This window comes from Salinigranum salinum (genome assembly GCF_009176545.1).
GTDB lineage: Archaea > Halobacteriota > Halobacteria > Halobacteriales > Haloferacaceae > Salinigranum > Salinigranum salinum.
The window spans coordinates 1,736,872-1,763,448 of the sequence record NZ_VTOJ01000002.1 but is presented as its reverse complement, the minus strand read 5'-3'; the positions used below and the strand labels follow the sequence as shown (position 1 = coordinate 1,763,448).

At 65.9% G+C, this 26,577-nt stretch carries 21 protein-coding genes; 8 read left to right on the top strand and 13 right to left on the bottom strand.

Features of this window, described 5'->3' with window-relative positions; genetic code table 11:
* Window positions 1-21 precede the first annotated feature (21 nt).
* Window positions 22-1,038, bottom strand: coding sequence for an aldose 1-epimerase (locus tag FZP69_RS19925; RefSeq protein WP_152043106.1), 1,017 nt, complete (start codon window positions 1,036-1,038; stop codon window positions 22-24).
* Window positions 1,039-1,134: 96 nt separating this feature from the next.
* Window positions 1,135-2,136, bottom strand: a complete 1,002-nt coding sequence (locus tag FZP69_RS19920) for an LLM class flavin-dependent oxidoreductase (protein ID WP_152043105.1) — start codon at window positions 2,134-2,136, stop codon at window positions 1,135-1,137.
* Between the two features lie 129 nt (window positions 2,137-2,265).
* Here FZP69_RS19920 and FZP69_RS19915 point away from each other — a divergent pair, with 129 nt between their 5' ends.
* From FZP69_RS19915 to hop, 4 genes are all read left to right on the top strand, one after another.
* The gene (locus tag FZP69_RS19915; RefSeq protein WP_152043104.1) at window positions 2,266-2,640 is read left to right on the top strand and encodes a dihydrodipicolinate synthase family protein; all 375 of its coding nucleotides are present in this window, start codon (window positions 2,266-2,268) and stop codon (window positions 2,638-2,640) included.
* A gap of 88 nt (window positions 2,641-2,728) precedes the next feature.
* Window positions 2,729-3,187, top strand: a complete 459-nt coding sequence (locus FZP69_RS19910) for a MaoC family dehydratase (protein ID WP_152043103.1) — start codon at window positions 2,729-2,731, stop codon at window positions 3,185-3,187.
* A gap of 236 nt (window positions 3,188-3,423) precedes the next feature.
* Entirely contained in the window at window positions 3,424-4,275 is an 852-nt protein-coding gene (locus tag FZP69_RS19905) for a DUF3179 domain-containing (seleno)protein (RefSeq protein WP_152043102.1), read from the top strand.
* A 58-nt stretch (window positions 4,276-4,333) separates the two neighbouring features.
* On the top strand, window positions 4,334-5,170 hold the full coding sequence (hop, locus tag FZP69_RS19900; RefSeq protein ID WP_152043101.1) for a halorhodopsin: 837 nt from the start codon (window positions 4,334-4,336) through the stop codon (window positions 5,168-5,170).
* Between the two features lie 356 nt (window positions 5,171-5,526).
* On the opposite strand, the gene engB is transcribed toward hop, so the two are convergent.
* On the bottom strand, window positions 5,527-6,147 hold the full coding sequence (gene engB, locus FZP69_RS19895) for a GTP-binding protein EngB (RefSeq protein ID WP_152043100.1): 621 nt from the start codon (window positions 6,145-6,147) through the stop codon (window positions 5,527-5,529).
* Window positions 6,148-6,304: 157 nt separating this feature from the next.
* Here engB and FZP69_RS19890 point away from each other — a divergent pair, with 157 nt between their 5' ends.
* Entirely contained in the window at window positions 6,305-7,078 is a 774-nt protein-coding gene (locus FZP69_RS19890) for a hypothetical protein (protein WP_152043099.1), read from the top strand.
* An 82-nt stretch (window positions 7,079-7,160) separates the two neighbouring features.
* Here the strand turns inward: FZP69_RS19890 and FZP69_RS19885 are convergent, their stop codons facing one another.
* The gene (locus tag FZP69_RS19885; protein ID WP_192918662.1) at window positions 7,161-7,718 is read right to left on the bottom strand and encodes a cupin domain-containing protein; all 558 of its coding nucleotides are present in this window, start codon (window positions 7,716-7,718) and stop codon (window positions 7,161-7,163) included.
* Window positions 7,719-7,923: 205 nt separating this feature from the next.
* Window positions 7,924-8,361: a Rieske (2Fe-2S) protein gene (locus tag FZP69_RS19880; protein WP_152043097.1), complete on the bottom strand. Its 438-nt coding sequence runs from the start codon at window positions 8,359-8,361 to the stop codon at window positions 7,924-7,926.
* A gap of 100 nt (window positions 8,362-8,461) precedes the next feature.
* Here FZP69_RS19880 and FZP69_RS19875 point away from each other — a divergent pair, with 100 nt between their 5' ends.
* From FZP69_RS19875 to FZP69_RS19865, 3 genes are all read left to right on the top strand, one after another.
* The gene (locus FZP69_RS19875; protein ID WP_192918661.1) at window positions 8,462-9,373 is read left to right on the top strand and encodes a universal stress protein; all 912 of its coding nucleotides are present in this window, start codon (window positions 8,462-8,464) and stop codon (window positions 9,371-9,373) included.
* A 245-nt stretch (window positions 9,374-9,618) separates the two neighbouring features.
* The gene (locus FZP69_RS19870) at window positions 9,619-10,326 is read left to right on the top strand and encodes a 5-formyltetrahydrofolate cyclo-ligase (protein ID WP_152043095.1); all 708 of its coding nucleotides are present in this window, start codon (window positions 9,619-9,621) and stop codon (window positions 10,324-10,326) included.
* 134 nt (window positions 10,327-10,460) lie between these two features.
* Complete coding sequence (locus FZP69_RS19865; protein ID WP_152043094.1) at window positions 10,461-12,026, top strand: hypothetical protein; 1,566 nt, start codon at window positions 10,461-10,463, stop codon at window positions 12,024-12,026.
* 81 nt (window positions 12,027-12,107) lie between these two features.
* Here the strand turns inward: FZP69_RS19865 and FZP69_RS19860 are convergent, their stop codons facing one another.
* The 8 genes from FZP69_RS19860 to FZP69_RS19825 all read right to left on the bottom strand — a co-directional run bounded on the left by FZP69_RS19860 (window position 12,108) and on the right by FZP69_RS19825 (window position 26,491).
* On the bottom strand, window positions 12,108-15,299 hold the full coding sequence (locus FZP69_RS19860) for a PQQ-binding-like beta-propeller repeat protein (protein WP_152043093.1): 3,192 nt from the start codon (window positions 15,297-15,299) through the stop codon (window positions 12,108-12,110).
* 1 nt (window position 15,300) lies between these two features.
* Complete coding sequence (locus FZP69_RS19855) at window positions 15,301-17,268, bottom strand: hypothetical protein (protein WP_152043092.1); 1,968 nt, start codon at window positions 17,266-17,268, stop codon at window positions 15,301-15,303.
* A 383-nt stretch (window positions 17,269-17,651) separates the two neighbouring features.
* The gene (locus FZP69_RS19850; protein ID WP_152043091.1) at window positions 17,652-19,100 is read right to left on the bottom strand and encodes a hypothetical protein; all 1,449 of its coding nucleotides are present in this window, start codon (window positions 19,098-19,100) and stop codon (window positions 17,652-17,654) included.
* Window positions 19,101-19,103: 3 nt separating this feature from the next.
* Window positions 19,104-22,508, bottom strand: a complete 3,405-nt coding sequence (locus tag FZP69_RS19845) for a tubulin-like doman-containing protein (protein WP_152043090.1) — start codon at window positions 22,506-22,508, stop codon at window positions 19,104-19,106.
* A 301-nt stretch (window positions 22,509-22,809) separates the two neighbouring features.
* The gene (locus FZP69_RS19840) at window positions 22,810-23,136 is read right to left on the bottom strand and encodes a NifU family protein (protein ID WP_152043089.1); all 327 of its coding nucleotides are present in this window, start codon (window positions 23,134-23,136) and stop codon (window positions 22,810-22,812) included.
* 203 nt (window positions 23,137-23,339) lie between these two features.
* Window positions 23,340-24,824 (bottom strand): LVIVD repeat-containing protein, encoded by a 1,485-nt coding sequence (locus tag FZP69_RS19835; RefSeq protein ID WP_152043088.1) that lies wholly within the window; start codon window positions 24,822-24,824, stop codon window positions 23,340-23,342.
* 103 nt (window positions 24,825-24,927) lie between these two features.
* Window positions 24,928-26,043: a CAF17-like 4Fe-4S cluster assembly/insertion protein YgfZ gene (gene ygfZ, locus FZP69_RS19830; RefSeq protein ID WP_152043087.1), complete on the bottom strand. Its 1,116-nt coding sequence runs from the start codon at window positions 26,041-26,043 to the stop codon at window positions 24,928-24,930.
* A 148-nt stretch (window positions 26,044-26,191) separates the two neighbouring features.
* A complete protein-coding gene (locus tag FZP69_RS19825) occupies window positions 26,192-26,491 on the bottom strand; it encodes a DUF6432 family protein (protein WP_152043086.1) in 300 nt (99 codons plus the stop codon).
* Window positions 26,492-26,577 lie beyond the last annotated feature (86 nt).

Here is a 26,577-nt window from a genome sequence, read left to right as displayed (position 1 = left end):
CCCCGGCGCGTCGCCCGTCGGTTAGTCGTCGTCGACCGGGTGTGTCGTCACCGTGACGGTCGACTCCTGGCGGGCACCCGGGTCGAGGCGTTCCGCGGTCCCGTTCTCGATCGCTCGGTCGAGCCCCGCGTTCGGGACCGACGTACACGGCTCTAGCCCGACGTTGTAGTTGCGACCGAAGAAGGGTGCCCCCTCGAACCCGCCGAACGGCTGCCAGTACCAGAGGTACTCGTAGAGGTCGTGGGGGAACTCGACGCTCACGCCGAGGTCGATCGCGGGGTTCGCGACCGTGTACCGACCCTCCTGCAGACCGGTCAGCGCGACGAGGTCGTGGACCCGCTCCGCTCTCGGGGGGAACTCCCGGAGATCGACTGGGCCGTCGCTCGTCTCGCAGACCGGCCAGTCGAACGTCTCGCCGGGTGGGAGCCGTGCGTTGTCGGTCGTCTGGTCGGGGTCGACGACGACCGTCTCGCACGGCACCGACAGTCGCGCCTCGGGCGCGACGAGCGGCGGGCCGAGCGCGACGTGCTGGAGCCACGAGTAGTCGACCGGCACGTCGCCGGCGTTCGTGACCGTCTCGGTCACGCTCAGCGTCGGCTCCTCGGCCACGAGTTCGACCTCGCGTTCGACTGTGAACGGGTAGCGCGTGAGCGACGCGGTGAGTTCGACCGCCACCCGCGAGGGCGTGTCGGTCGTGACCCGGGCGGTCCACGGGATCAGTGTCGACTCCCCGTGCAGCGCGAGCGGCGTCCCGCCGACCGACGCGGGACCGCCCGCCGCGGGGAGGACGCTCTGCCACCCGCCGGGGTAGTGGTCGAGGAACGCGAACGCGCCGTCGGGCGCTCCCACGACGCCGTCCCCCGGCGGGCGCCACCCGTGTGGCGCCTCGAACAACACGTTCGTGTCCGTGCGCTTGTCGGTGATCTCGGTGACGTCGCCCCCTTTCCCGGCGAGGAGTTCGACGCGCAGGTGATCGTTCTCGAGGAACACCACGTCGAGTCCGCGGCGGCTGTACTCGGCCGTGACCGTACACGTCATACGAGACCGTCCACCAACACGCACATAACCGCTACCCCTCGGCCGAGGGGGCAGTACCGGGACGGAGTCGCGAGACGCCGGGCGGGCACGAGACCGCTACTGGAACTGCGGGGCGACCTCGTCGCCGAACAGCTCCATCCCGCCCGTCTCGGGGAAGTCGAGGAACATCAGCTGGAGTTTGTCGAAACCGAGTGCCTCGATCCGCTCGATCTGTTCGGCGACCTGCGCGGGCGTCCCGATGAGCATGCTCCCCTTCTCGCGTGCGTCGTCGGCGGTCTCGAGCTGCTCGTCCATGTCGGACTCCTCGCCCCACGGCAGCGGGAAGATCCGGTCGACGTACTCGTCGATCTCCGCTTCGTCCTCGCAGACGAGGACGTGTGCGAGCCAGGATCGTTCCACGTCGTCGGGGTCGCGCCCCTCGTTCTCGAGGTACTCGTCGAACTTTCTGACTTTGAACTCGATGGGCTTGCCGCGGGCGCGGGCGCTGATCTCGACGTTCCACTCGTCGGCGTGCCGCGCGACGAGCCGGAGCATCCGGGGGCCGGCCCCCCCGACGACGATGGGCGGGTGGGGATCGCTGACGGGTTTCGGGTTGTTGAGCGCCGCGTCGATCTCGTAATGCTCGCCCGAGAACGTCGGCGACTCCTCGGTGAACATCGTCTTCACGACGTTGATCGCCTCGTCGAGCATGTCGATCCGGGTGTTGATGTCGGGGAAGTCGAAGCCGTACGCGTGGTGTTCCTCCTCGTGCCAGCCGGCACCGAGACCGAGCCTGAGTCGCCCCTCCGAGAGGATGTCGACCGTCGTCGCCATCTTCGCCAGCAGGGCGGGATTGCGGTAGGTGACCGATCCGACGAGCGGGCCGAGGTCGACGTCGTCGGTCCGTTCGGCGAGGGCACTCAACAGCGTCCACACCTCGTACTCCTCGGCCTTCGGCCCGAGCATGAAGTGGTCGGGTGCCCAGAGTCCCTCCAGCCCCGACTCGACGGCGACGTCGACCCCGTTCAGTACCGTCTCCCGCTCGACCGTGTCGAGCAAGGGCGTGTCGCGGTGGACGCCCGCGCCCGCGTAACACTGCACCATCCAGTCGAATTGCATACCAGAGGAGGGGGAGGGGGCGCTGATAATTGTTGGGGGCACGGGCCGTGGCCGCGTCGCCCGTCGCGCGGTGTCGTCCCAGTCGGACCGACGAAGCGTTCAACCCGAAACGGCGTGTTGGCTGCTGCCATGGCTTACGATCTGCTCCGAGAGCGGCTCCGGGACGTCGCGACCGCCGTCCTCACGCCGTTCGACGACGAGCTCGAAGTCGACCACGCCGCGCTCTCGTCGAACGCGCGGGCGATCGCCGACGCGGGCATCGGGACGATCCTCGCGTGTGCGAACGTCAGCGAGTACCACTCGCTGTCGTACGGCGAACGGATCGCCGTCACCGAAACGACCGTCGACGCCCTGCCCGACGGGACGACGGTGCTGGCGGGTGCCGGAGGGAGCATCAAGACCGGCGACGATCGAACAGCCGCCCGTCCGTTCCGGAAGTCCCGCCTACAGACGCGGACGTCGCTGACCCGGATCGTACATACTTGTTTTCGGACTATAACGTAGTAATATATGAAATTCTATATGAATTCGAGCGCCTCCTCCGACCGCTCGTTCAGCGTAGATTTATTACCGTCTCGGTCGTGTCCCTGGCATGTCGTCACTCACCAAGGACACCGATCGCTACTTCGAGGAGATCGAGGAAGGGGAGTCGTTCACGGTCGATGCGGTCCGGACGATCACAGAGGCCGACATCGTCAACTTCGCGGGCCTCTCCGGCGACTTCCACCCGTACCACATGAGCACGACCGTCGCCGGCGACTCCGACTTCGGCGAGCGGATCGCCCACGGGAACCTCGTGTTCTCGGTGGCCGAGGCGCTCGTCGCGGACATGAACCCGCGCTCGTTCTCGTACGGCTACGACTCGCTCCGGTTCGTCAACCCCGTCCCGATCGGGACCACGCTCACGGTCCACCGCGAGGTCGTCGAGACGGAGCCGTACAACGACAGCCTCGGCCGGGTCGTCTACGCGTACGAGGTCGAAGATCAGGCGGGCACGACGCTGCTCGCGTGTCAACACATCACGCTCGTCGAGCGCCAGCCCGGCGAGTGAGGCGGTGACCGATGGGCGGTCCCACCCCTTCGACTCATCCGTCCCCTCCGTCCACTCTCCGAACCGTCACGGCCACAGACGACCGACAGTTATCAGGTCAACAGGTATCACAGATATATGTTAAGACGGTGTATCGGTGGCGACCGAGACGGGTCGTCAGCCGCACCAGTCCGACCGTGTGTGCCGGGGCCACACAGCCGCGCGCCGATTAACCGCCGGGACGCCGAGGGTCCCGTATGAGACGTTCGGCTCCCACGACCCGCCGTCGGCTCCTCGGGGCGCTCGCGACCGGCGTCGCGGGCGCACTCGCCGGCTGTTCGGCCGCCTCTCCGCTCGCGGCCGACGACGGCTCGACGCCGACCGACACGCCGACGCCCGACCGCGGCGCGTTCGCGGGTGATGGGACGCCCGTCCCGGTCGAGGAGCGCGACAGCCTCGGCGAGTGGGGCTATCCCTCGACGATCTGTGAGGCGGAGATCCAGCCCGACATCGGCATCCGCGCCATCGTCGATCCCGCGTACGGTGCGGACTGGGCCGACGCCGACGTCGCGAAGAAGTATCGCATGGGGTTCGAGGTCGGCGACGGGCTCACCGCCGACAGCTTCGTCATCGGCGTGGCGAGCGACGACGGCACGCAGGCGCGGGCGTACCCGCTGTCGGTCGTGTGGTGGCACGAGATCGTCAACGACACCCTGGATCGGCCGCTGCTCGTCACGTTCTGTCCCATCTGCCAGTCGGGGATGGTCGCCGAACGGCGCGTCGGGGGAACGGAGACGACCTTCGGCGTCACGGGACAGCTCTGGCAGCCACCCCAGATCTACGCCGAGTCGGCGAAGACGGAGGGCCGCGTCTTCGGCGCGAGCGCCACCGACGGCGAGGCCGAGGCGCGCAACTCGGGGAATCTCGTTCTCTACGACGAACTGACCGGGAGTTACTGGAGCCAGTTCCTCGCGCGCGCCATCTGCGGCGAACGCGAGGGCGACCGACTCACCATCGTCCCCTCGACGGTGGCCACCTGGGGGGAGTGGCGCGCAGACCACCCGGAGACGGACGTCCTGCTTCCTCCCCCGGCCTCGACCGTTATGTGAATTTCTACCGTCCGCCTCGACCGGACAGGTATATGTACCCCCGGTCCTAACGGTTTACATGGCAAATGGCAGTAGCCTGATATTCGACCCCGCGTTCCCACTGCAGACCCAGACCGAGGTGCTCCGGATGATCCAGGAGAACGCCTCGCTCAACGCGTCGTTGTGGGTCAACATCGCGCTCGCCGGACTCTCGATTCTCCTGTTCGTCGCGATGGGCCGACGGATCGAGTCGTCGCGCGCGCAACTGATCTGGGTGGCGACACTGCTCGTTCCGCTGGTCTCCATCTCGAGCTACGCCGGGCTCGCGTCGGGGCTGACCGTCGGCTTGCTGGAGATGCCCGCGGGGCACGCACTCGCCGGACAGGAGGTCCTCTCGCCGTGGGGTCGGTACCTCACGTGGACGTTCTCCACGCCCATGATCCTCCTCGCCCTCGGCCTGCTGGCCGGCACCGACCGGGCGAAACTGTTCACCGCCATCACGATGGACATCGGGATGTGCGTGACCGGGCTGGCGGCCGCGCTGATCACGTCCTCGTACCTGCTCCGGTGGGTGTTCTACCTGATCAGCTGTGCGTTCTTCGTCGCCGTGCTGTACGTCCTCTTGGTCGAGTGGCCACGGGACGCGGCCGCCGCCGGCACGAGCGAGATATTCGGGATGCTGAAGCTCCTGACGGTCGTGCTGTGGCTCGGCTACCCGATCCTGTGGGCGCTCGGGAGCGAGGGGTTCGCGCTCCTCAGCGTCGCCATCACCTCGTGGGGCTACTCGTTGCTCGACATCGGCGCGAAGTACATCTTCGCGTTCCTGTTGCTCCGCTGGGTCGCCGCGAACGAGCGCGTCGTCGACTCGGTCACGACGGGCCGGGCGACGGGGACGGCGACTCCGGCCGACGACTGACCGCCCCGAACCTCCCGGCGATTTGTACACGGGGAGCGAGGACGACAGCGTGAAACGCCAGCGCGTCGCCGTCGACGACTCCGTCGCCACCGTCTTCGACCCCACCCGTCGCGCCGGGGCGTCTCGGACCTGCTCGTCGCGTCGAAGCCGTATGCACGGACATCGTCGGCTCGGTCACTCGAGCGGACTGAAGCGGACTGTCTCGAACGCGCGGTTCGGCTCGCCCGCGCTTTCGTCGCTCTCGTTCGGACGAACGTCCGGCGGATCCAGGCGGACGAGGACCTGACGAACCGGGTCGTGTCGCGAGCGAGCGGTGACGACCCGCGAGGAGGGTGGGCCTCGGGAGAGACCGCTCCTCAGGAGGTGACGAACTTCAGGAGGTCGTCGCGCTTCTGGTCGTGGAAGTGGGTTCGGAGCGCCTCCAGGAGGGGTTCGACGCTCCCGCGCTTGGCGCTGATCGGCGCGACGGTCTCGCGCCACTGCTGCCACGGTGGGTAGAGCCCGAGCCGGTCGCAGAGGTCGTTCAGCCGTTCGTCGCGGTCGTCGACCTTGTCCATCTTGTTGACGGCGACCACGGCCGGGACGTCGAGTTCGCGGAGGAAGTGGAACATCTCGACGTCGTGGGGGACCTCGCCCGCCTCGGTGTGGCGGTCGATGATGTCGACGGCCGCCTTCCCGTCGACGACGACGACCCCGACGAGGATCCGGTCGGCGTTCGCCTCGAGGTAGCGAACGACGTCGGTCTTGATCTGCTCGCGGCGCTCCTCGCTCACCCCGGACATGAAGCCGAACCCCGGCAGGTCGGTGAACATGAACTTCTCGGGGGCCCAGTCGAAGTGGTTCGGCTGGCGGGTGACGCCGGGCTTCTTGCCCGTCTTCACCGCGTGTCCCGTGAGTTCGCGCATCAGCGTCGACTTCCCCACGTTCGACCGTCCCACGAGCACGACCTCGTCGCGGTCGGGTCGGTTCTCGAACATACCGTCGGTAGATCGTAGAGGCGGATAACCCCCACGAGTCCGGCGGCTCGCCGGGGACGCGGACGACCCCGTGGCTCGCTTCGATCGATTCTCGCGGCCAGTGCTCGGATCGACCGGAGAGGCGTGGGCTTTTCACGCCACCCGAGAATGCCCGAACATGGAGCGTCCCGACGGCGGCTCGTTCGCCCGCCGCTCGCCCGACGACGTCGAGCCGCCGGCTCCGCCCGACGCCGACGCACGCGGGCCGACGCTCGTCTGCCGCCTCCACCGTCGCGAGTGCGACCACCGTCGCGCCGGCGACACGCCGCCGACGCTCACGCTCCAGCCGTGGACGCCCCGCAGCGCCGCCGCGACGTACGTCGCGTGGGCGGTCGACGACTGCGGCGGCCACTTCGGCGTCTTCGATCCCGTCCGCGAGCGCGTCCTCCTCGGCGAGGGGACGCCCGCGGGCCGGCGGTGGCGGCCCGTGGTCGAGACCGGTCCAGCCAGCGATCACCTCGCCGAAGCGACCCCCGATCTCCGCCCCTCGGTCCCCCGGGCACGGGCGACGACCGTCGACGCTCCCACGCTCCACCCGACGCCAGCCGACGCTGCCGCGACCGGGGAGACGCGCGCGCTCTCGCTCGAGTCGTGGACCCGTCCCGTCCGGGCGTACGTCCAGCCGTGGCGTCCGCTGAACGGCGGTGCCGTCTACGTCGCCTGCCGGATCGACGACCCCCACGACCGGTTCTCGTACCACGGCTGGTTCGGCACCCTCGACGATGGCGTGCTCCGCCTCGGTCGACGCCCGTGCCCGGCGTTCGTCGCCATCGACCTCCGCGGGGTCGGCGACGACGTCGCCCGCGACGCCGCGGCCCTCGTCCCCGACCGACTCCCGCCGCGCGTCGTGAGCGAGGTGGTTGCGGTCCGAGACGACGAGACGGAGGGGTGAACCGCTCTCGTCGGTTCTGGCACTGCCTCTCGGCCCGAGACGGGCTTCTAGGCCCCCGCCGCTCGTGGTGCCGTTCGGGCCGTCAGGCAGCGCTGGCGTCTCCGTCGTCTCGTGGATACGAGTGACAGAGCTCCAGCCCCAGTGCCCGAGCGATCACGGCGAGGACGGGGAGGAGGACGCGCTGGACGGCCCGGGGCGGTCGTTCGGGGACGACTACGTCCGGATAGGCCCGGAGGAGGAGTGCCGACTGGAGGAGACTACGTCCCCCGGATAGCTCGCCGACGGCGTGGGAACAGGCGAACCGCGTCGTCAGAAACTCGCGCCACCGCCCCGGCGGCACCACTTCACGTCTGAAGCGTGCCGCGTCATCCTCCGTGTACGAGCAGTGTGGCGTTCGTGCAGGGACGACCAGCTCCTCGTCCGATCCGATCCGGTGTTCGTCTCCGTCGACCCGGACGACGAGGTGACCCTCACGAACGACGAACCGCTCTTCGGTTTCGGGGTGGTAGTGTGTCGGCGGCGGCTCGACGTTTGCCGGCTTCGATTCGTCCCAGACCAGTCGTTCCTCGCTGGAGGCGTCCTCGTCGAAGACGATGCGCTCCCCGGTCGCGGAATCGACGATTACCGTCGGCAGGTACATGTCGACGACTTCGGTGCGAGAATTGTTAACTGTTGACATGCATCACGCGACGCCAGCGGGCGTGAAGCCGCCTCCAGCACACCCGACCGGCGGCCAGCACGGGTCGACCGAAGCTGACGCAGGGGTCGTGACAAGCGCGTCGTTCGGGTCTCGAACGGGGCGTCACGTCCGTTTCGGTCCTCGAGGACGACTCGCTCTGTGCCGCTCAGAACGTCAGGTGCGAGGTCGAGCTCGGCCCCTCGTCCTCGTCGTCCTCGTCGTCGATCCCGCCGTCGTGGCTGTACTCGACCGTCGAATCGGTGAGGTACACCACCCCGTCGTCGACGGCCACGTCGACGCCCGAGAGGTACGACTCCGCGGCCTTCCCGTTGTCGCAGTAGCCCGTGCAGGTGTCGAACATCGACCCGTGTTTCGGGCACACCACTTCCCCCGCGCGGACGGCGGCCCCGAACCCCCGGTCCAGCCGCTGGTCGGTCTCGTGCTGGCAGAAGTTCCGCCACGCCGTGACGGGGTCGTCGGCGTCCGCGTCGTCACACCGCACGAGGATGACCTCCTCCTCGGAACCGTCGCGTTCCCGGACGGTGAACAGAAACGACCCCGATTCGGGCACGTCCTCGACCGTCGTGAGTCGCGTGCGCGTCATGGTCGACGCCTCGGGGCGCGGGCGGGTAAGCCTGCCGCGGTCCACCACGGTCGTCCGAACGTCTATACGTCACACCGCTGTACAGTCCACATCCACGAGCATGTACGACGACATCCTGATCCCCACAGACGGGAGCGATTCGGCCGAGCTAGCAGCCCGCCACGCCGTGGTGCTCGCGGAGGCGTGCGGCTCCCACGTCCACGCGCTCAGCGTCGTCGACGAGCGGGACTACGACGGGGGTGTCGTCGACGGCGAGGCCGTGATCAGCGAGGGGCGGGCGGCCGCCGAGCGGGAGGCCCGGCGGGCGGTCGAGTCGGTCGCCGACCTCGTCGACGGCGGCGTCACCACGGACGTCACCGTCGGGGTCCCGTCGGAGGCGATCCTCGCGTACGCCGCCGAGGCCGGGATCGACCTCGTCGTCATGGGCACCCACGGTCGGACCGGCGTCAGGCGCTTCATCATCGGGAGTGTCGCCGAGAAGGTGGTCAGACGTGCCGACGTCCCGATCGTGACGGTTCGCGTCTCTGACGCCGCGCCCGCATGGCCGCCGATCGAGCGCGTCCTCGTGCCGACCGACGGGAGCGAGGCGTCGCTCGCGGCGCTCCCACACGCCCTCGACCTCGCCGAGCGGTTCGACGCCACGGTCGACGGCCTCTACGTCGTCGACGAACGGACGAAGTCGAGTTTCTACAACGTCGGTACCGCGCTGGAGGACGTCGTCGGCGGGATGGAGGCGGCCGCGGAGGAGGCGACCGAACGGATCGAGTCGGCAGCCGCCGACCGGGGCGTCGCGGTGTCGACGACCGTGATCGAGGGGCTCCCCTCTCGCGCGATCTGCACGCACGCCGAGGAGTCCGGCACCGACCTGATCGTCATGTCGACGCACGGGCGCACCGGACTGGCGCACTACCTCCTCGGGAGCGTGACCGAACGCGTGGTGCGGAACGCGACCGTCCCGGTGCTCACGACACCCACCCGAGAGGGGGACGACGCCACACCGACGGGCGAGTGAGTCCTGTGAGCGTCGGGGGCGCAGCGGGTCCGCGGTACTTCGTACCTGACACTCCCCTCGACATGTGGGCGAACAGGTGCTCCGTGACCGGGTCCGAGATGCACTGGAAGACCGCGGGGGAGGAACGGTTTTCCTCCCCGCCTCGAGGCGAGGGTGTTCCCGAGGTGAGGGCGTTCCTGGGGTGAGGGTGTCCCCGGCTGTCCCCGAGTGGGGATGTACTAGTACGGAGGGCTGCAATCGAGGGTATGGACAAGCAGGAGCTGCGAGAGCGGGTCTGGGACGAGTTGGAAGAGAGCGGAGTTGCCCGCTTTCCCTATCCACCGCACGGGAGAATACCCAACTTTGCTGGAGCCGGCGACGCTGCTAAACGGCTGACAGAGCTGGCGGCGTGGCAGCACGCGGACGTGATCAAATCGAACCCCGACTCGCCACAGCTCCCCGTTCGACGGGCTGCCCTCAGAGAGGGAAAGACCGTCTACGTGGCTGTCCCGAGATTGCGGGACGAGAAGTGTTTCCTCCGACTGGACCCCGACGAGATCGAGGACGTCGATCACGCTACCACCATCGGCGGCTCGGCCGAGGTCGGCGAGCAGGTGGCCCCCGGGGAGATGGAGCCCGTCGATCTGATCGTCTCGGGGAGCGTCGCGGTGAACGACAGCGGGGCACGCGTCGGGAAAGGCGAGGGGTACAGCGACCTGGAGTTCGCGATCCTCCGCGAGTTCGGACTGGCCGACGACGCGACGACGACGGTCACGACGGTGCACGACCTGCAGGTCGTCGACGAGCCGATCCCGACGACGCCGCAGGACGTGCCGATCGATCGCATCTGTACGCCCGAGCGGACGGTCGACACGCCGAGTCCGGACGGCAAACCGACGGGAATCGCGTGGGAGCTGGTGGACGACGAACGAGCTTCGAAAATACCTCTCTTGGACCAGTTGAGGCCGTACTGACCCGCGGCTACGACCGTGCTGAGCTATATACAAGTGTCAATCTTGAGGTACAACTGGTTCTTGCCGGGCTCGCTGGTGGACCCGATCTTCCGAGGGACCAAACATTTACTACACTGATTAACGAGCCTTCTGACATGACTGCCAGACCCCTCTCGACTGGCGTTCTCGTGCTACTGATCGTCCTTGGGGTCGGAGCAGGGGCTGCAGTCGCCGACACGCCCACACTCGACGTCACGGTCGAGAAGACGAACGTCACCAGTGGAGACGAACTGTCGTTCAGACAGAATCCGTCGATGGAGATCACGACGACGGCAGCTGACGAGATCGAGACGGTCGCCGTTCGGGTCAACGGTGAGACGACACGGTCGTTCTCCCCGGACTCGACGGAGTTCACGACCGAGTTCGTCGTGTCACTGGAAAACAACGAGGCGAACGACGTCGAGGTCCTCGTTCGTGATTCCGCTGGTGGAGTCGAATCCACGCAGTTCACGCTGATCAAAGACGGGGTCGGTCCTTTCGTCGGGTTCGACTCGCCGTTTCAGACCGAGGTTCAGTCACGTCCCCCGGATTCAGTTTCCGAATCATCGTCGAGTCTCACCATCTCCGGGACGCTCTCAGACCTCTCGGGTGTGAAGACGGTCACGATCGAACGACGTCATCGGTACGAACAGGTGGGTGAGATCCGCGTCGCCGCCAGATCCCACCAGATACGAGACCCCGGCGACACGTTCTCACAGAACGTCTCCGTCGGATACGGTGAGAACGACATCGAGTTCACTATGACGGACACCCTGGGGAACACACGGTCGTACGAGTTCGAGATCGTCGTCGTCGACAGGACCGATCCCACACTCACTGTCGACGAACTCCCGACGACCGTCCGTTCCAGCTCTGTCGTCCTTTCGGGGAGTGCCTCAGACAACACCCAGATCGATCGAATCGATTACACCGTCGAGAACCGAATCGGATCGGCCAGTCTCGTGACCTCTAACGGACCGGCGGTCGATTCCGAACGGCGATCCGTCTCGTTCGACCGACGCATCCCGCTCAACCCCGGCGAGAACACGGTTCGAGTCTCGGCGACAGACGTCGCCGGGAACACGGTGACCGAGGAGTTCACGGTCGTGTACAACGACAGCGTGGTGCCCGAGATGTCGTTCAGCGACGTCACGTGGCACAACGGGTCGGTCCACGTCCAGGGTTCGGTTCAGTTCGGCTCATACCAGCGGGTGAGCGTCGAAACTGCACCACGGGGAAGCGACGAAACGATCGACTTCAAACAGCTGTACGACGGTGAATCGACCGGGCAGAACCTCACCATCGACGAACAGCTCGCGGCCGCCGACGGGTCGGATACCACGATCCTCCTTCGCGTCGTCGATGTCGACGGAGAGGAACACATCCGATCCGCTACCGTCGAACCGCCGGGCACCGAAACAGTCGAACCGCGAACAGAGACTGCTGTACAGACGGATACCGGCGAATCGACGACCACCAGTTCCGACGCCGACAGCAATGGGGACGGTCGAGAGAGTGGCGCGGACGCTCAGACCGCACTCGACGACACTGACGCAGACACCGGTGTGGGGGACGCAGACGAGAGCCGACCCCGACCCCCAGAACCGGTCCAGATCCCGGGTGTGGTGATCGGTCTTGCCGCCGTAGTGATCGTGGCGGTCTACCTCTACGTGCGCCGGTAGTCGTGAGATCGTACCGACCCTCACCGCTTCACGGTGGTGTGCCGGTGCTGCCTCAGGCCGCTTCGGATCCGGGGTCCCGACTCACCGAGTGAACAGCACGATCTTCCCCCGAGTCGTGAGGACCGCGATGCAGTCCCTGGTGACCGCAGGCTCGCCCACGACCGGCCCTTGCACCGGTTTGACCCACGATGTGGTGTTGCCAAACGAACTTCTCGCGCGGAGCTCTCCCCTCCCTCCCCCAGGGTTGTGCACGGTGATGATCGCGTCGTCGGTACACACCGGCGGCGCAACGATCCGTGTGTCGTACGATTTCGACTCGGGACTACCCATTCCCCTGAACAGCATATCGGTCCCCCCCGCGACGACGGCGTAATCTCTCGTGACTGCCGGTTCGAACAACGTGCCCTCGTCGCCGGGGAACTTGCTTCTCTCGGGATCTGACAGGCCCTCGGAGACGGACCGGTAGACGTACAGGTACTCCGAATCCGCAACGTAGAGATCACCTCGATCGTGGTGGCCCGCTGCTCCCATGAGGGGCTGTATCCCGTCGTTCGGCGAGTCGGTCCACAACAGCCGCAAGGGCTTGTTTCGGTCGAAGACCGAGACCTTCGTCCCGTGGCTGACGATGACGTGGTCCTTCGTCGCGATGGGTCGGGTAACCGGTGTCTGAAGCTCCGAGACCACCACAGACTCGGGCCAATCCGGGTGCACTGCAGCGACTGCCCCCCCGTCGTCGGATTCGTACGTGACGTATGCGATCCCGTTGCGGACTGCTGGCGTCGTCGGACTGGCCCCGTCGAGTTCCACGTTCAGGACGACGTCGTCGGTCGATACCCCGACCACCCGTCCACCTTTCGTCACCGCATACACGATGTCGTTCACGACCGTCGGTGGTCCGCTGTACAACAGCCTGTCTTGTAGAATCTCGGCCGTCCTGTCGTCGCACGCTCCGGTGTCGATCTCACACTCGATCAGCTTCCGATCGGCCGTCACAAAGACGCGACCGTCGGCGATGACCGGGGACGACACCTCTTTGTGGTGGGAGAGGTCGACGAGTGGTTTCCCCTCGGCGGGTGGTTCCTCCATCGCGTTTCCGACGCTCGTGTTCGACCCACTCCGCCAGGCGTCGCCCCGATAGTGCGCGAACCGCCGTGGATTCGGCTGCTCCGTCTCTGCAGTCCCGAAACTTTTCGGTACCACGGACCGGGCGGATTGCTGTTGCCGGGGGGTGGTTTCAGTGCTGGTCTCCCTGTCGGCGGCCAGCGTGTCGGTCTGATGCGTCTGGTCACCGGGTGTCTCGGCACCGCTCTCGGTTTCGGGGCTGTCCGGCTGGGTGTCGGCCGTGTCGTGGCTTCGAGACTCCGTGTCGAGTATCTGGTTGATCCGGCGCTGCTGTTCCACCGGATGGTGCTGGTCGAGCTTCGAGAGGGCCTTCGCGGCGCGTTTTCGGATCTTCTCGTTGTGCCCCCCACCTAGGTACTGGTAGTAGTGGTCGAGCTGTCCCTGGCCCTCCCCGTCTTCCAGTTTTCCGACGTCGTAGACGGGATCGATCTTCTCGCGCTCCGACTTCGAGGCGCGATCTCTCAGCTCGTACGCCACTTTTTTTCTGACGTTCCAGTTGAAATTCTCCTCTTCCACGATGTGGATGTACTCGCTCGGTTTCGGCTTCTCTCCTGCCTCGAGCTCCGCCTCGAACTGAGAGAAGTTCTTGCTTGTACCCCTCGACGAACCGCGCGACAGTCCCGGAATACGCACTCCTCCAGACGGGCGGGACGTCACGCCGCGATACAACCGTGTGACTCCCGAGCGAACGTGTGGTGCTGCGCGGATTCCGACGATCCCGACGGCGACGACCGTCAGCACCTCGAGCACGGTCCACCAGTACGTACTCAGCAGGGAGAAGGCGAGCCTCGCCACTTCCGACGCGCCGACGAAGATCGCGACACCGGCGGCGAGCGCTCCCACTGCTCCGACGATCGCGCCTCCAACCGCGTTCCGCCGCTCCGTTCGCGCGTCGACGACCGTGACGTGCGAGGAGAGGAGCTGGTCTCGATCACTCGCGAACACGTCGTCGTCGTCCGCGTACTCGCGGAGCTGTCCCAACGCGTCGACGACCTCGTCCCCGGACTCTCGAACGTCTTCCCCCCACTCCGTCGTCGCTCGTGTCGTCTGGGAGTTCGATCCCGACCGGGAGAGGACCGGCCCTGCCGGTGCCGTCGCAGGCGGAACGAACAGTCCCAGAACACTGATCGTGCCGCTCACCGCTACGAGCAGCCAGCTCTGGAAGCGGATCGACGAAACGTACGGCCTGAGCCGCGCCACCGGCATCGTGAACTCTCCCGTTCTGCGGAGGTCAGTGAGGAGGTTCCCTGCTCCGGTGAGTACCGTTGCGACGAGAACGCCGGCGAGGACAGTGTACGGGGTGAAAAACCGCGCGTTCGTCTTCAGTTTACGAACGAACGGTCCCGTCTCGTCGTCCCCACGGGCTACGATTCCGATCGCCTCTTCGAGCCCGGCCCGTGTCAGCGCGCGAGCCATCGCGGCCGACTGAGTCGTCTCGGACGTTTCGACGGTCGTCGCGAGTTGCTCGAGCTTCGTCTCGATGTCATTTTTGGCGATCTCGTACTTGCGGTCCCGCCACTCGTCCCACGTTCGATCGGTGTACGCGATCCGTTCGTACTTTCCCTTGGGAACGATGAGAACGTCGACGTCGACGATGGACCGAACGTTCTCCTGGCCGCTGATCGCGATCGAACTGTCCGGATACCGCTCGCGCAGGACCTCGAACAGCACCACAGCAGTACGTCTGTCCGGGACGCCGAACCCGAAGCTCTCGAACTGCTCGCGGTTGTTGAACAGCGACTTCGTCTCGTCGTCTTTCTGAACGCACTGACCGAGCCGTTCGTCGATGTCGCGTGTTTGCCCCTCGTCGACGACGCCGAGGCGGTCGTAGACGATCTGATTGGCACTCTCCGATTCCGCCGTGTTCACTGTCCACTCGGTCTGTTCGATCAGCTCGGTCACCGCCCGCTTGTACGACGCGACGAGATCGGCGTCCTGGTCGTCGACGTACTCGGCCATGTACTGTTGACTTCGGTCCCTGTCACTCAGACGGAGGTACGTCCGGATCGTCCGCGTCTCTCCGGTAGGGTCGTAGTAGAGCAGGACGGGCGTGTGATACTCCGCCTTGATGTCGGACCGGATCGATCCGGATTCCCCGTCGCCGACGATCAACTCCCCTGTCGGACCACCGAAGATACGAACCTCTTGCATCTCACCAGTTCACCTTCTTCAGGAGCTGTTCGGCCCCGTTCAGTATCGTCGGTCTGACGCTCGTGTCGATCGACAGATCCTCGTCGTCGTCTTCGGGCGCGCGATCGTCCACGATCGTATACCAGATCGGATACAGTCCGGGAATGTGTGGCTCACCGATCACCTGATCGACCTTCTGACTCTGTTTCTTGAGGACTTCGTCTTCGATGTGAGCCGCGAAGTCGGGGTACACGTCTCGCCGTCCGGGGTCTATTCGACTGTTGCCCTCGGCCGCCCGCATGTCGTCGACGGCCAGGTCCGACATCGTTGGAACCATGACGAACGTCTTGTCACCGCCGAACACGCTCACGAGCGAGCGATACCAGTCGAGATACTGGTTCGGTCTGGCGCGAGTCTCGGGCCTCCGTGAGTAGTAGCTCTTCCCCTGGTACCTGAGTGCGGTGAACCGTCGCTGGAACTCCACGTCCGTGTACTCGGTCGAGATTCGCTCGCCGTCGACTTCCGTCGTCGCCGTCACCACGTCGCTCCCGAACGTCACCTCGTCCTCGTCGTACACCTCGACGTACGATGGCTCGTTCCCCCGGGCAGCGATCGGCACGATGAAGTCGTCCAGCGGGACCACGAGAATGAGCGTGTCGGCGTAGTAGACCATGTCGGAGATACGCTGGATGACAGTCGTCATCTCGGGATCGGCCGATCCGAGCTCCGTTTTGAGCCCGTAGACGGCATCGTCCCAGCTGCCCGCTGGCGTGTAGCTCGTGGAGTACTGACTCGTTTCGGTCTGGTGTGGGTCTCTCTGTGACCTCCCCGGGTCGTCCTCGTCTTCGTCGATCACCTCGGCGTCCTCTCCTCCCTGGTCGACCCCCGAACGCTCCGTCTCTCCGCTCGTGGTCCGTCCACCGTCGGTCGCGGCGGCCTGACCGAGTACCGAGAGACCGTACGGGTTCGTGTTGGTGGCCCCCGGACCCGGATCGTCGTAGAACGGTCTGAGGATCCGCTCGAGGCTCTCCCCGGGGTAGTCGACCGTGTCGAACGAGACCCGTTTCGGGAAGAGTTTCCCCCACACGTACGGCATGTGCAGGTAACGCGTCCCGGCCGCGCCCTCGAACCGACCGACCTCGTTCGGGTCCGGGAACCGTCCCTCGCTGATCGCGTCACGGAGCGCGTCACCCTGCCACTGCATCGTGTTCGACTCCTCGAAGCGGTCGAGTGCCTCGTGGAGCCCACCGAACGCCGCGCTCTTGCCGCTTCGCGCCGGGCCGAGCATCAACACGTTGCGGTTCACCTCGTAGATTCGGAGCGCGTCGAGGCCCAGGAGGAGCATCACGATGCCGGCGAGATGGAGCAGCCCCCACTGCCCGATCACCACCTGTTCGACTACGAACGGTTCCGGGATCGAGAACGGTCCCGATGCCATCATCGACACGAGAAGCCCGTTTCCGGTCGCCCTGATCGGCGGGTCGTAGATGACGTGTGCGTCGATGAACCCCACCACACACGCCCAGAACGCGATCTCGAGGAGGAGCCGTGGTGCGGTGTCGAACTCGAGCGGCCGCTGTTTCGGGTTGAGGATACTCCAGCTTCGGTCGCGGTGGATCTCACCACGTTCGGGTAATGCGAAGTGTTTCGGCCTGAGACCACCGACCGCGAGCCCGACGCCAAGAGCGACGAGGCCGAGCAGCCCACCGGCGAGCGTGAACCCACTGAGCAGCGGTCCGATGAGCACACCGAACGGTACCAGCACCAGCACAGAGAGCAGGAGCATCCCGACGAGTACGATGATCCCTTGCCGTCGTTTGAAGTCGTCGAAGAGGAGTACCAGCGAGAGGCCGACGACGAACCCGGTCGGCACGTAGAAGAACACCTGTGGCGGGATGTTCGCCCCTTCGAGAACGCTGCGAACGAGGATACGAGTCACTCCCCACGACGGATACGTCGGCTCGGGACGCGTCCACGCGATCGCCAGCATTCGACTGACTAACAGACCACCGGCGACGAGAAGAAAGAGATAGGCGGGTAGTTCGACGTACCAGCGGTTCGGGAGAGAACGTTGGAGGGAATACCCGTTGGGAACTAACCTGTAAAACGTCCCGCGCACGTCGGGTCCGATGCGGTCGGAGTGTTCCCGGGTCATATCTGGATTCGTTCTCGTCTTGTTACATAAACATTCGTGTTCCGTGATCAGGATTAGAACTGAGGATTCTCGAACGAAAGACGGTCCTGGGTGTACGGCCACCTTCGAACCGACCCGACGATCCTCCGAGATGGCGAACGACCGACGCACGCTCACGGCGCGAGAGCGACCGAACCGTGGCGTGGCTCACACGACGCTGGTTCGAACAGGCGACGTCGTCAGAGATGACGGGCGAGTGATTCGAACCCCGTGCCTCGCATCTCACCCGGAGGTCGATCGACCACGATGACATCGCAGGAGCGCTCCCTGCCCTCGAGTTGGAGAACGCTCTCCTCAACGTACTGCAGGAACGGTCCGTTGTCGAGGGCGACATCCGTCCGCGTCTCGTCTCTCTGATCCAGGGCGAACGCTCGACGGGCGAGGTCTCCCTCCGTGACTACGAGCACTGCCGTACGGCTCCGATCGCCGGTATACTGTGTGCACGCTTCGATGTACGGTTTCAATTTCCGCGGACGGGAGCGGTAGAGGTACTCGTCTTCGACGCCCCTCTCACCGGGCTCGAACTGGTCGAGGTAGCTCGCGTTGATGAACGCCGACGCCGGCAGGACGAAGAAGATCGTGTCGGCATCGTCGATTCGATCGATGTGGCCGTAGGTACTGAACGGGGCCGTGAGAGTGCCGGGGATCACGGTCTTCGCGACCCAACGGAGGAGCTGCCTGAGCCGACCAATCGGAGACTGCCGTTCCTTTACCCGTTCCCCGATCGTCGACGGATCCCTCCGGCGGAGCGTAATGGGTTCCGCCGTGATGGTCTGCCACGTCGCGAGAAGGCCGCCCGCGTACGCGAAGGTCACCGGCTTACTCACTTTTTGCTGCGAACTCCGGCGGTTCTGTGCGACAGCCCGGAGGACCGAGATGTCGCGACCGACCGGAGTCGGATCGCTCACCTGTCTGAACAGGCCACCGATCACCCGTCCGAGCTCCTGTCGATCTTCCGAGACCAACACGATCCGATGCTCGTTCGAGTAGTCGACGAACACTGCCACGAGGATCACCAGTGCCCCGACGCTCACAACGTCGAGCAGCACCCCGCTCGCCGTGACCTGTGGTGCAGTCCGCGAGAGCGGTGCGTTCTGCGCGACGATCGGACTCCGGTACGGGACGTATCGCTCCACCAGTCCGATCAGGGAGACGACGACGACCAGCACGTACAACCACAGTCCCGCGTAGGGAAACTCCCACCGTCTTCCGAAGTCTCCCCGCGTCCCGCTGTGCAGCGGCGGAATCGTGCTGCGTGGATAACTCGCGACGGCGCCGAGAACCAGCCCCCCCACCGCCCACGGGAGGTTCTCGAAGAAGGAGACCGTCTCCGCCCACGTCTGGAACACCGTCCCGCCAAAGAGCGCTGCTCCGATCAGCAGGAGGAGTCCCTGCCTGTGCTTTCGTGCGTCGACGGCGAAAAAGACGAGAAGTCCCCCGACGGTCCCCACGCCGAGGACGACGAAAATGTCGGGATCGCGGACCGGCGAGAGCGCGACGACCGTATATCCTACGTGGTAGACAGTCCTGTGGCTGTCCCACGCGGCGACGAGGAGATCGCTCACCCTGGTTCCGAGGACGCCCATGACGACTGCGAGTCCCAGAAGCGCCCCCCATTCCCGTCCCATGCGTTATTCGTCGCCCGTCAAATCGACCGTACTCCTGAACTTCTCGACGGTGAGTCGGTCCTCCCTGATGTGTTGGGCGACCTTCTCGTTGGTCATGTCGAGGAACGTGTCTCGATCGGAGCCGTTTCTGAGGTTGAACAGGCTCCGACGCCAGACGTACGCTCCCCACCCGTCGGAGGCGATCTCTCGGTCGAGCCCGTCCAGCCCGTGGACGTGTCTGACCCGGACGTTCTGGTCCAGCTTGGTGACCTGATCCTCGTACCCGGTCTTGTATCCGTGTGCCGTGTCGACGACCGGTTCGAGGTTGTCGAGGAAGACGCCGCCGATGAACGTCGTGAGCGAGACGTCCCACTTCGGACCGAACGGCCGAGCGACGGCCGCGTAGCCGTTCTGGTTGTCCTCGAAGTAGATCTCTCCATCGTCGAACCGATCTTTGGTCCGCTCGTATACGCCCCCCGCCGGGTCGTCCGATCGCTGGCACGCGCGGCTCATGAACACGTTCCCGATGAACGTCCCCTTGTGTGTCGGTCGTTCGACGTCCTGTTCGTCGCGAGTCGCCGTCAGGTGCCCCGTGACGAGCCCCGTGAGAGCCGTCCCGTCTGCCGCGTCGTTCGCGATCGATTCCCAGAACGTCCGCAGGAGTGCGTCGTGCTCTTCGGAGTCGGATTCGAGGAAGTTCGTCTCGCCGATGTGGTCCTTACTCCGAATACTCGTTTCCCCGTGTGGATGTCGGTTGACTCGGAACATCGACGTGCTGACCTGTGTGTCCGCGACACGGGCCGGTTTTTCCATCCGGGAGTCGTGCGCTTCGCTCCACTCGTCCCCCTCGTTCTGGACGATACGCAGCAGTTCCGTGAGCCGGGCGACCTCCTCGTCGATCTCGCTCTTGTCGTCTCGGTATTCGTTCCGAAGCGTCTCGATGGGCTCGAAGACGGCCGATCGGAACGCCTTGTACACGACTCCCCCTGGCTGCTGGACGGCCTCGTTCGGCTGTCGATCGAACTCGTTTTTGACCGACTGGACGTCCGCTTCGGTCGGATCGAGTCGATCCAGTTCGGTCCGAAGACTGTTCGGGTACTCCGTGACGTCTCCCGGCCACGTGAGCGTCGGTTCCTCGCCGGCCCACTCCTCGAACTCCGATCGTGCCTCGAACCAGTCGGTGTCGATCGGTGGATTCATCAGCGCGTTCTCGAACGAACTGACGATCTCTGCCAGGAGTTCCTGTTCTTTGTTGGCCACCTGCGTTTCGAGCCGGTCGAACTGGCTCTCGCCGCTGTACGTGCAGTAGTAGTCGGCGTCGGTGATGTCCGCACCCACGCTGGGACTCACGGAGAGTAGCTCCGTGTCGATGCTGTTCATGCACCGGTCGTACTCGGTTTCGTGCTCCTGTAAGGCGGACGTGAACTTCCGCTTGATGAATCCGAGCGAGTTGGCCTGAAGCCACTCCCTGCGTGCGTCGCCCGCGGCCTCGACCGTGCCCTCGATGACTTCCTCGTCGATGGTGACGTCGGCGTCGATCCCCATCTCGTCGAGCCGATCGTTCAGTTCTCTGAACCCGTCGAACTCCAGATCGACCGGTAGAAACGCCGCTTCGTCCTCCTCGTTGATCTGCTCGACCGCGTCCTCGATCGCGTCGTCGAGATCGGACAGGAGCTGTCTCACCCGCTCGCCGTCACGCCGAACGACGAGGTACGACGAGAGTTTCCCTTCGACCGAATCCCACCACTGTCTCCGGTACCTGGTGAACAGGTCCTCGTTCTCGATCGTCTCTGCGACCCCGGTCAGTACATCGATGTTCGTCTCGAGCGCCTCACTTTCGTCCTGGACCGCTCTGATCCGGTCCTTGACATCGCTTCCCCCCGACATCCTGCTGGTCCCTTCGTCGAGCGCGTCTCCGACCCCCGATTTGATCGGTTCGTCGAGGAGACGCATCGTTCGAAACAGGTTCACCCGTTTGCGGATGGCACCGAGTTCCTTCTGCATCATCTCGCCGAACTGCTCGTCGTCCTCGTCGTCTCCCGTTCCGTCCACTTCGTACTCGGTCCCCCGTCTGGACAGTTCCAGGACGAGCGACCGCAGTTTCTCCTCTTCGGGAATCGACTCCTCGTTTTTGACCTTCGCCTCGTTCTCCGTGATGAACTCCTCCCACCCCTCGAGCGTCTCGTAGCCGACGTAGTCGTACTCGTCGCTCTCGAGGATGCCCTTGATGTCCTCGATTCGCTCCCAGAGCTCGTCGACCTCCTCTGACGTGAGCCTGAACTCCTCCGTGTCGACTGGCTCGTCGCCATCGTTCGTCTGCTCCAGCAGCCGCCACGCCTTCCCCCCTACGTTTTCCTGGATGAACTGGGCCAGTGAATCGTACAGCGCGTGCTCGGTCTCGAGTGCCTCGATCCGACTCTCGGTGAACTCGTCCAGCCCACTCTTCGCCTCCTCGATGTCGCCGATGTTGTAGTGGAGCGTCTTCGGGACGGCGACGGTGAACGGCGCGTACGGTGGCGGCCCGTCCCCGGTCGACGAGTCGAGGACACTCCGAACCTCGTCTGACATGTTCGCGTTGGCGACGATCGACTGGACGACGGCATCGTAAAACTCGGTCTTGTCGGCGAGCTTCCGTGGCTCGTCGAACGGGAACAGCACGACGTTGGTGAACGGGTTGTTCCCCGTGAGACTGAGATACTCGAGCTCCGAGAGTGCGGCGTAGGCGTTTCCTCGTTTTCGGTCGTTCTCCTTCTTCGAGGGGATGATCGCGTAGAGGACGACCGATCGGTTCTGTTTGCGGAGCGATCGTGCGAGGTCGAGGAACATCCCGGACCCGGTTCCGCCACCGAGCCCGACGATGATCGCGATGTGGTCGCCAGGGTTTTCATTGATCCTCTCGAACGACTGCGAGCTCGACTGAGTCGCGAAGTACAGCGCCTTGCTCAATGCCCGTCGACGAACGACGCCCGTCGCGTAGTCCCCGTCGCCTGCCAGCTGTTTGTTCTGTTCGAGCCACCACGCTCGGATGCCCGACAGCTCGGCGATCTCACGGACGTTGTTCGTCGCGGTCAGCCCGATATCCGTGAGGTATCGGTCGTCGATCTCGTCGATTGGATTGATGTACGTGAGTTTCGTCTTGTTCTGCACGAACGCAGGTTCGAGGCCCTCGATGTCCGTCGCCATCTCTCCGATCCGCTTGTTCACCTGCGCTTCCATCGCTTCGTCGGTCTCCTGGTCCTCGATCGCCGTGTCGATGGCGTACGCACTGAACCCGTCCGGATGCTGCCCCTCCCGTGGTTCGATCGCCTCCTCCAGAATCCAGTCAGTGTTGAGGTATCGATAGAGGATGTTCTTCCCCGCTCCGCCGATCCCGATGATCGTATCGGGTAAGGCACTCCGGATCGCGTCGCCCTCGACTTCGGCTCCCATGTGGTAGATAGCCAAAAGGTCAAGACAAAAAATTTTTGACTTCTGTCACATATATTTCAATAACCCTGAACGAGTGGTGGATCGAGCGTGTGGAACCGGCGGCTTGGCAGGGTGACGACGGCCGAACACTGTACTACGTCGTGAGGAACGAACTCGACAGACGCGATCGGATGCGACGGTGTCACAGGCAACGGGAGGAACCGACTCCGACTCCGCTCGACATCGACTGGTTGCTCGCTCGAACGTCTCTCACTCTGCCCCCGGTACTAACACGACGACAGACGGACGCCAGACCGACCGTTCAGAAGTGATCCGATCCCTCGGTCGAGAACTGGAGTTCGCCGCCGCGGCCGCCCTCGACGGTGTCGGAGGTCATCTCGCCCGTGTCGGGGACCCGGACGACGACGTCCGTGACCTCCTCGAAGTCGCGGATGAGGTCGGCCTTGATGTTCTGGGCGGTGATGTTGCTGATCCCGCAGTGCGAACACGTCCCGCCGAGTTCGACGACGACCTCGCCGGTGTCGGGGTCGGCCTCGCGGACGACGCTCTCGCCGCCGTGCATCTGGATGATAGGCATCTGGCCGACCATCCAGGTCTCGATGCGCTCCTTCAGCGGTTCGTCGGTCATTACCCGAGATTGCACGTCCAGCTATGGGTAGGTTACGGTTTCGTGGATCGTTCATGAAAAACGCTGCCGGGCGGTGCCGCGGTCGTTCCTCACAGGAGGTCGACGCGACCACGTCGTCGAACCGACCGTGCGGCTGAACTCGGACCCGGTGGCGCCGGTGATCGTGACGGCGACGTCGACGCTGCGACCCGTCGCCATCGCACTCACGAGTCGCGGTCGCCGGCGCGTCGCCGCAGCCACCAGCCACCTACCCCGAACGCCGCGATCACCGATCCTACGCCGAAACCGGGAGCCGAGGCGGCCGACTCGGTCGACGCGGCCGACGACGACGGCGTCTCGCCCGCGTTCGCCGCCGCGGTCGTGGTCGTGGTCGCCCCGAGTGTCGGTCGTTCTGCCTGGCTGCCCGGTCGATCGGGGAACGTGTAGAGCCGTCCCGGGACGTCGCCGACCCCGCGGCTCGACGCGACGAAGTAGCCGTCCGCGCCGGTCGTAACCGTCCGTGCGGTCCAGAAACTCGCTTCGGCGGGTGCGAGCCACCACGACTCCTCGATCGGGTTCGCGGGGTCGGTCACGTCGTATCGTTTCACCCCACCCCGATACCAGGAGGTGTAGAGCGTCCCCCCCGCGAGGTCGAGGTTGTGGGCGGTAGTCCACGTCCCCCCGACCGTGGGGTCGTCGCTGGTCGGCGGTGCGACGGTCGCCCGTCTCACCGGGTCGCGCGGGTCCGAGACGTCCCAGAGGTCGACGCCACCCGGCCCGCCGACCGTTTGGTCGCCCTCGCCGTCGCCGTCGTCGTCGACGCGGACGCCGAACGTCTCCTTGCCGACCGCGAGGAGTCCGCCCGAGCGCGTCGCGTAGTGGTGATTGCCCGGCGCTGTGACCGCCGGTCTCGGGCCTGCGGTGGAGAGGTCGCTCGGCTCCGGTGCCTCGACGCTCCCGAGGACGTACGGTTCGGCGGGGTCGGCGACGTCGACCAGCCAGGTGCCGGCGTCCCAGTGTGCACACACCGCGACGCCGTCGTGGACGGTCACGTCGTGGAGCGTCCGCCGGCCCCCGGCGACGTCGCCCCAGCCGTCGTCGACGTCGAGTAGTGACCAGCGCCCCAGCTCAACGGGACGTTCGTCCGAACCCACGTCCGAGACGTCGACGATCACGAGCGCGTTGCGGTCGCCGTCGTTGCCGGTGAGATACGCACGCCCGTCGACGACGTCGCAGTTGTGGATCGGGTAGTCGGTCTCGAAGAAGCCGTGTTCCACCGGTGACGCCGGGTCGGAGACGTCGACGACGACGAGGCCGGAGAGGGCGTTCCGGCGGGGGTGTGCCGGCGCGGCGACGACGAGCGTGTCGCCGTCGACCTTCACGTCCTGAACGTTCACGAGCGGGCCGTCGTCGCGGTCTGCCAGGAGGTCACGGCGGCGCGCCAGCACCCGCGGGACCGTGGGGTCGGAGATGTCGACGGTGGCGTAGCCGTCGCCCGTGGCGACGTAGACGGTCCGCCCGCTCACGACGGCCTCCATCGCTCCCGGGACGTCGACGACGCCGAGCGGTTCGTACCCACCCGCCTCGCCGGCGACCGTCCCGTCGCCGTCGCCGCCCCCTTCGTGCGCGCTCGCGGGAGTGCCGACGGTCAGCCCCGCACCCAGGGCCGTGGTCGTGGCAATCCCACGGAGCACGTCACGCCTGTGCATACACCGCGTTGGGGCCGAGCGCGGATAAGCCGTTTCCGCCCGTGCCGACCCGTTCTCGTCCCGCGCTTCCTCGCTCTCGTCCCGACCCGTCCTCGTCCCGCGCTTACTCGCTCTCGTCCGCGGGGTACCGCGGCAGGCGGCCCGATCGTGCGCTCCCTTCGACGAACGGGAGACCAGCGAGGTCGGCGTCGGCCTCGTCGCCGTCGACGCGAACCGTGAGGTCGACCCCGTCCGCGACGCGCGTGGGCAGGTCGTAGTCGACGAACGCGAGCGCGATGGGTCGCTCGAGCGACGGGCTCTCGACGGCGCGGGTCACCTCGCCGACGGCCGCGTCGCCCGCGAACACCGCCGCACCCGCGCCGGGCAGCCTCGCCGGGAGCAGCCCGACGAGTCGCTGGCTCGGCTGTCCACGGTTCTCCACCTTCGAGACGACTTCCTGCCCGACGTAACAGCCCTTCTCGAAGTCCAGTCCCGAGCGGGCCCCGACGACGTTCGGGATCCGGCCTTCGACCTCGCTCTCGAACAGCGGCGTCCCCGCCTCGGCCGTCAGCGTCTCCCACGTCCGGTAGCCGACGGGGACGGCGTTCAGTCCGCGGGTGAGGAGCGTGTCGAACACCGCCTCCGCTTGCTCGGCGGGGCAGACGACCTCGTACCCTTCTTCGCCCGTGGGCGCGTCCGTGGCGACGACCGTGACGCCGACGTCGCCCATCGACCCGCGGACGAAGTTCAGCTCCCCCTCGGGCGCGCCGGCGTGGTTCAGGACGGAGGCGATCTTCTCCGTCGACGTGGGGCCGTGGACGCCGAAAACGCCGAAGTCGGCGGAGGCGTCGCGGAGTTCGACGTCCTGGATGAACACCTTCTCGCGCCAGTCGTCGAGCAGCGGGTCGAGCCGAGACGGCGGCGTGAAAAGCAGCAGTCGCTCGCCCCCGTTGTAGACGAACAGTTCGGTCTCGACCCGTCCCTGCGGGTCCAGGAGGAGCGCGTAGCAGCCCTCCCCCTCGACGTCGGGCACGCGGTTCGAGACGGCGTTGTCGACGAAGTCGACGCGGTCGTCGCCCTCGACGACGGCCACGCCGTACCCCATCTCGACGACGCCGACGCCGTTTCTGACCGCCCGGTGTGTGCGTTCGGGCCGGCCGTAGTGGTCGACGACGTCGACCCCGCCTCGCTCGACGAAGGTGGCACCGTGTGCCTCGTGGAGGTCGCCTACGAGCGTCATGGCTGTAGGGAGACGCGCAGAGGGGAAAACGGTAGGGAATCGTTCCCGTCGGCGGCAGTGGTCCGGGGGCCGCCAGCGGGGAGCACGAGGTGCCGACAGCGGTCCGAGGGATCGTCACGCGGGACGGCGCGACTGCACCGCGCGACCGTCAGAAGCCGAGTTTGTCGCGGATCCTGTCGACGAGGCCACGGTCGTCGTCCGGTGCTTCACCCGGCTCCGGGACGACGCGGTCGGCCGGCAGGATCCGGACGCGATCGTCCTCGCCCTCGACGGTGATCAGGTTGTCCGCCTTGAGCCGGTCGAGCGCCTCGCCGATGGTGTCGATGTCGGCGTCGACGACGGCTCGCAGTTCGTAGACGGTCATCCCCTCAGAGGCCCGGTCGACGAGGGCATCGAGGACGGCGACGTCGATGTCCTTTCGTTTCCGGAACTCCCGCCGCGCTCTCATATCTGTTGCATCGGGCGCGGATGGTTTATACTGTTGGCTCCCCCGGCGGCGGTGGAGACGGCCCGGCACGACGCGCGTCAGCCACC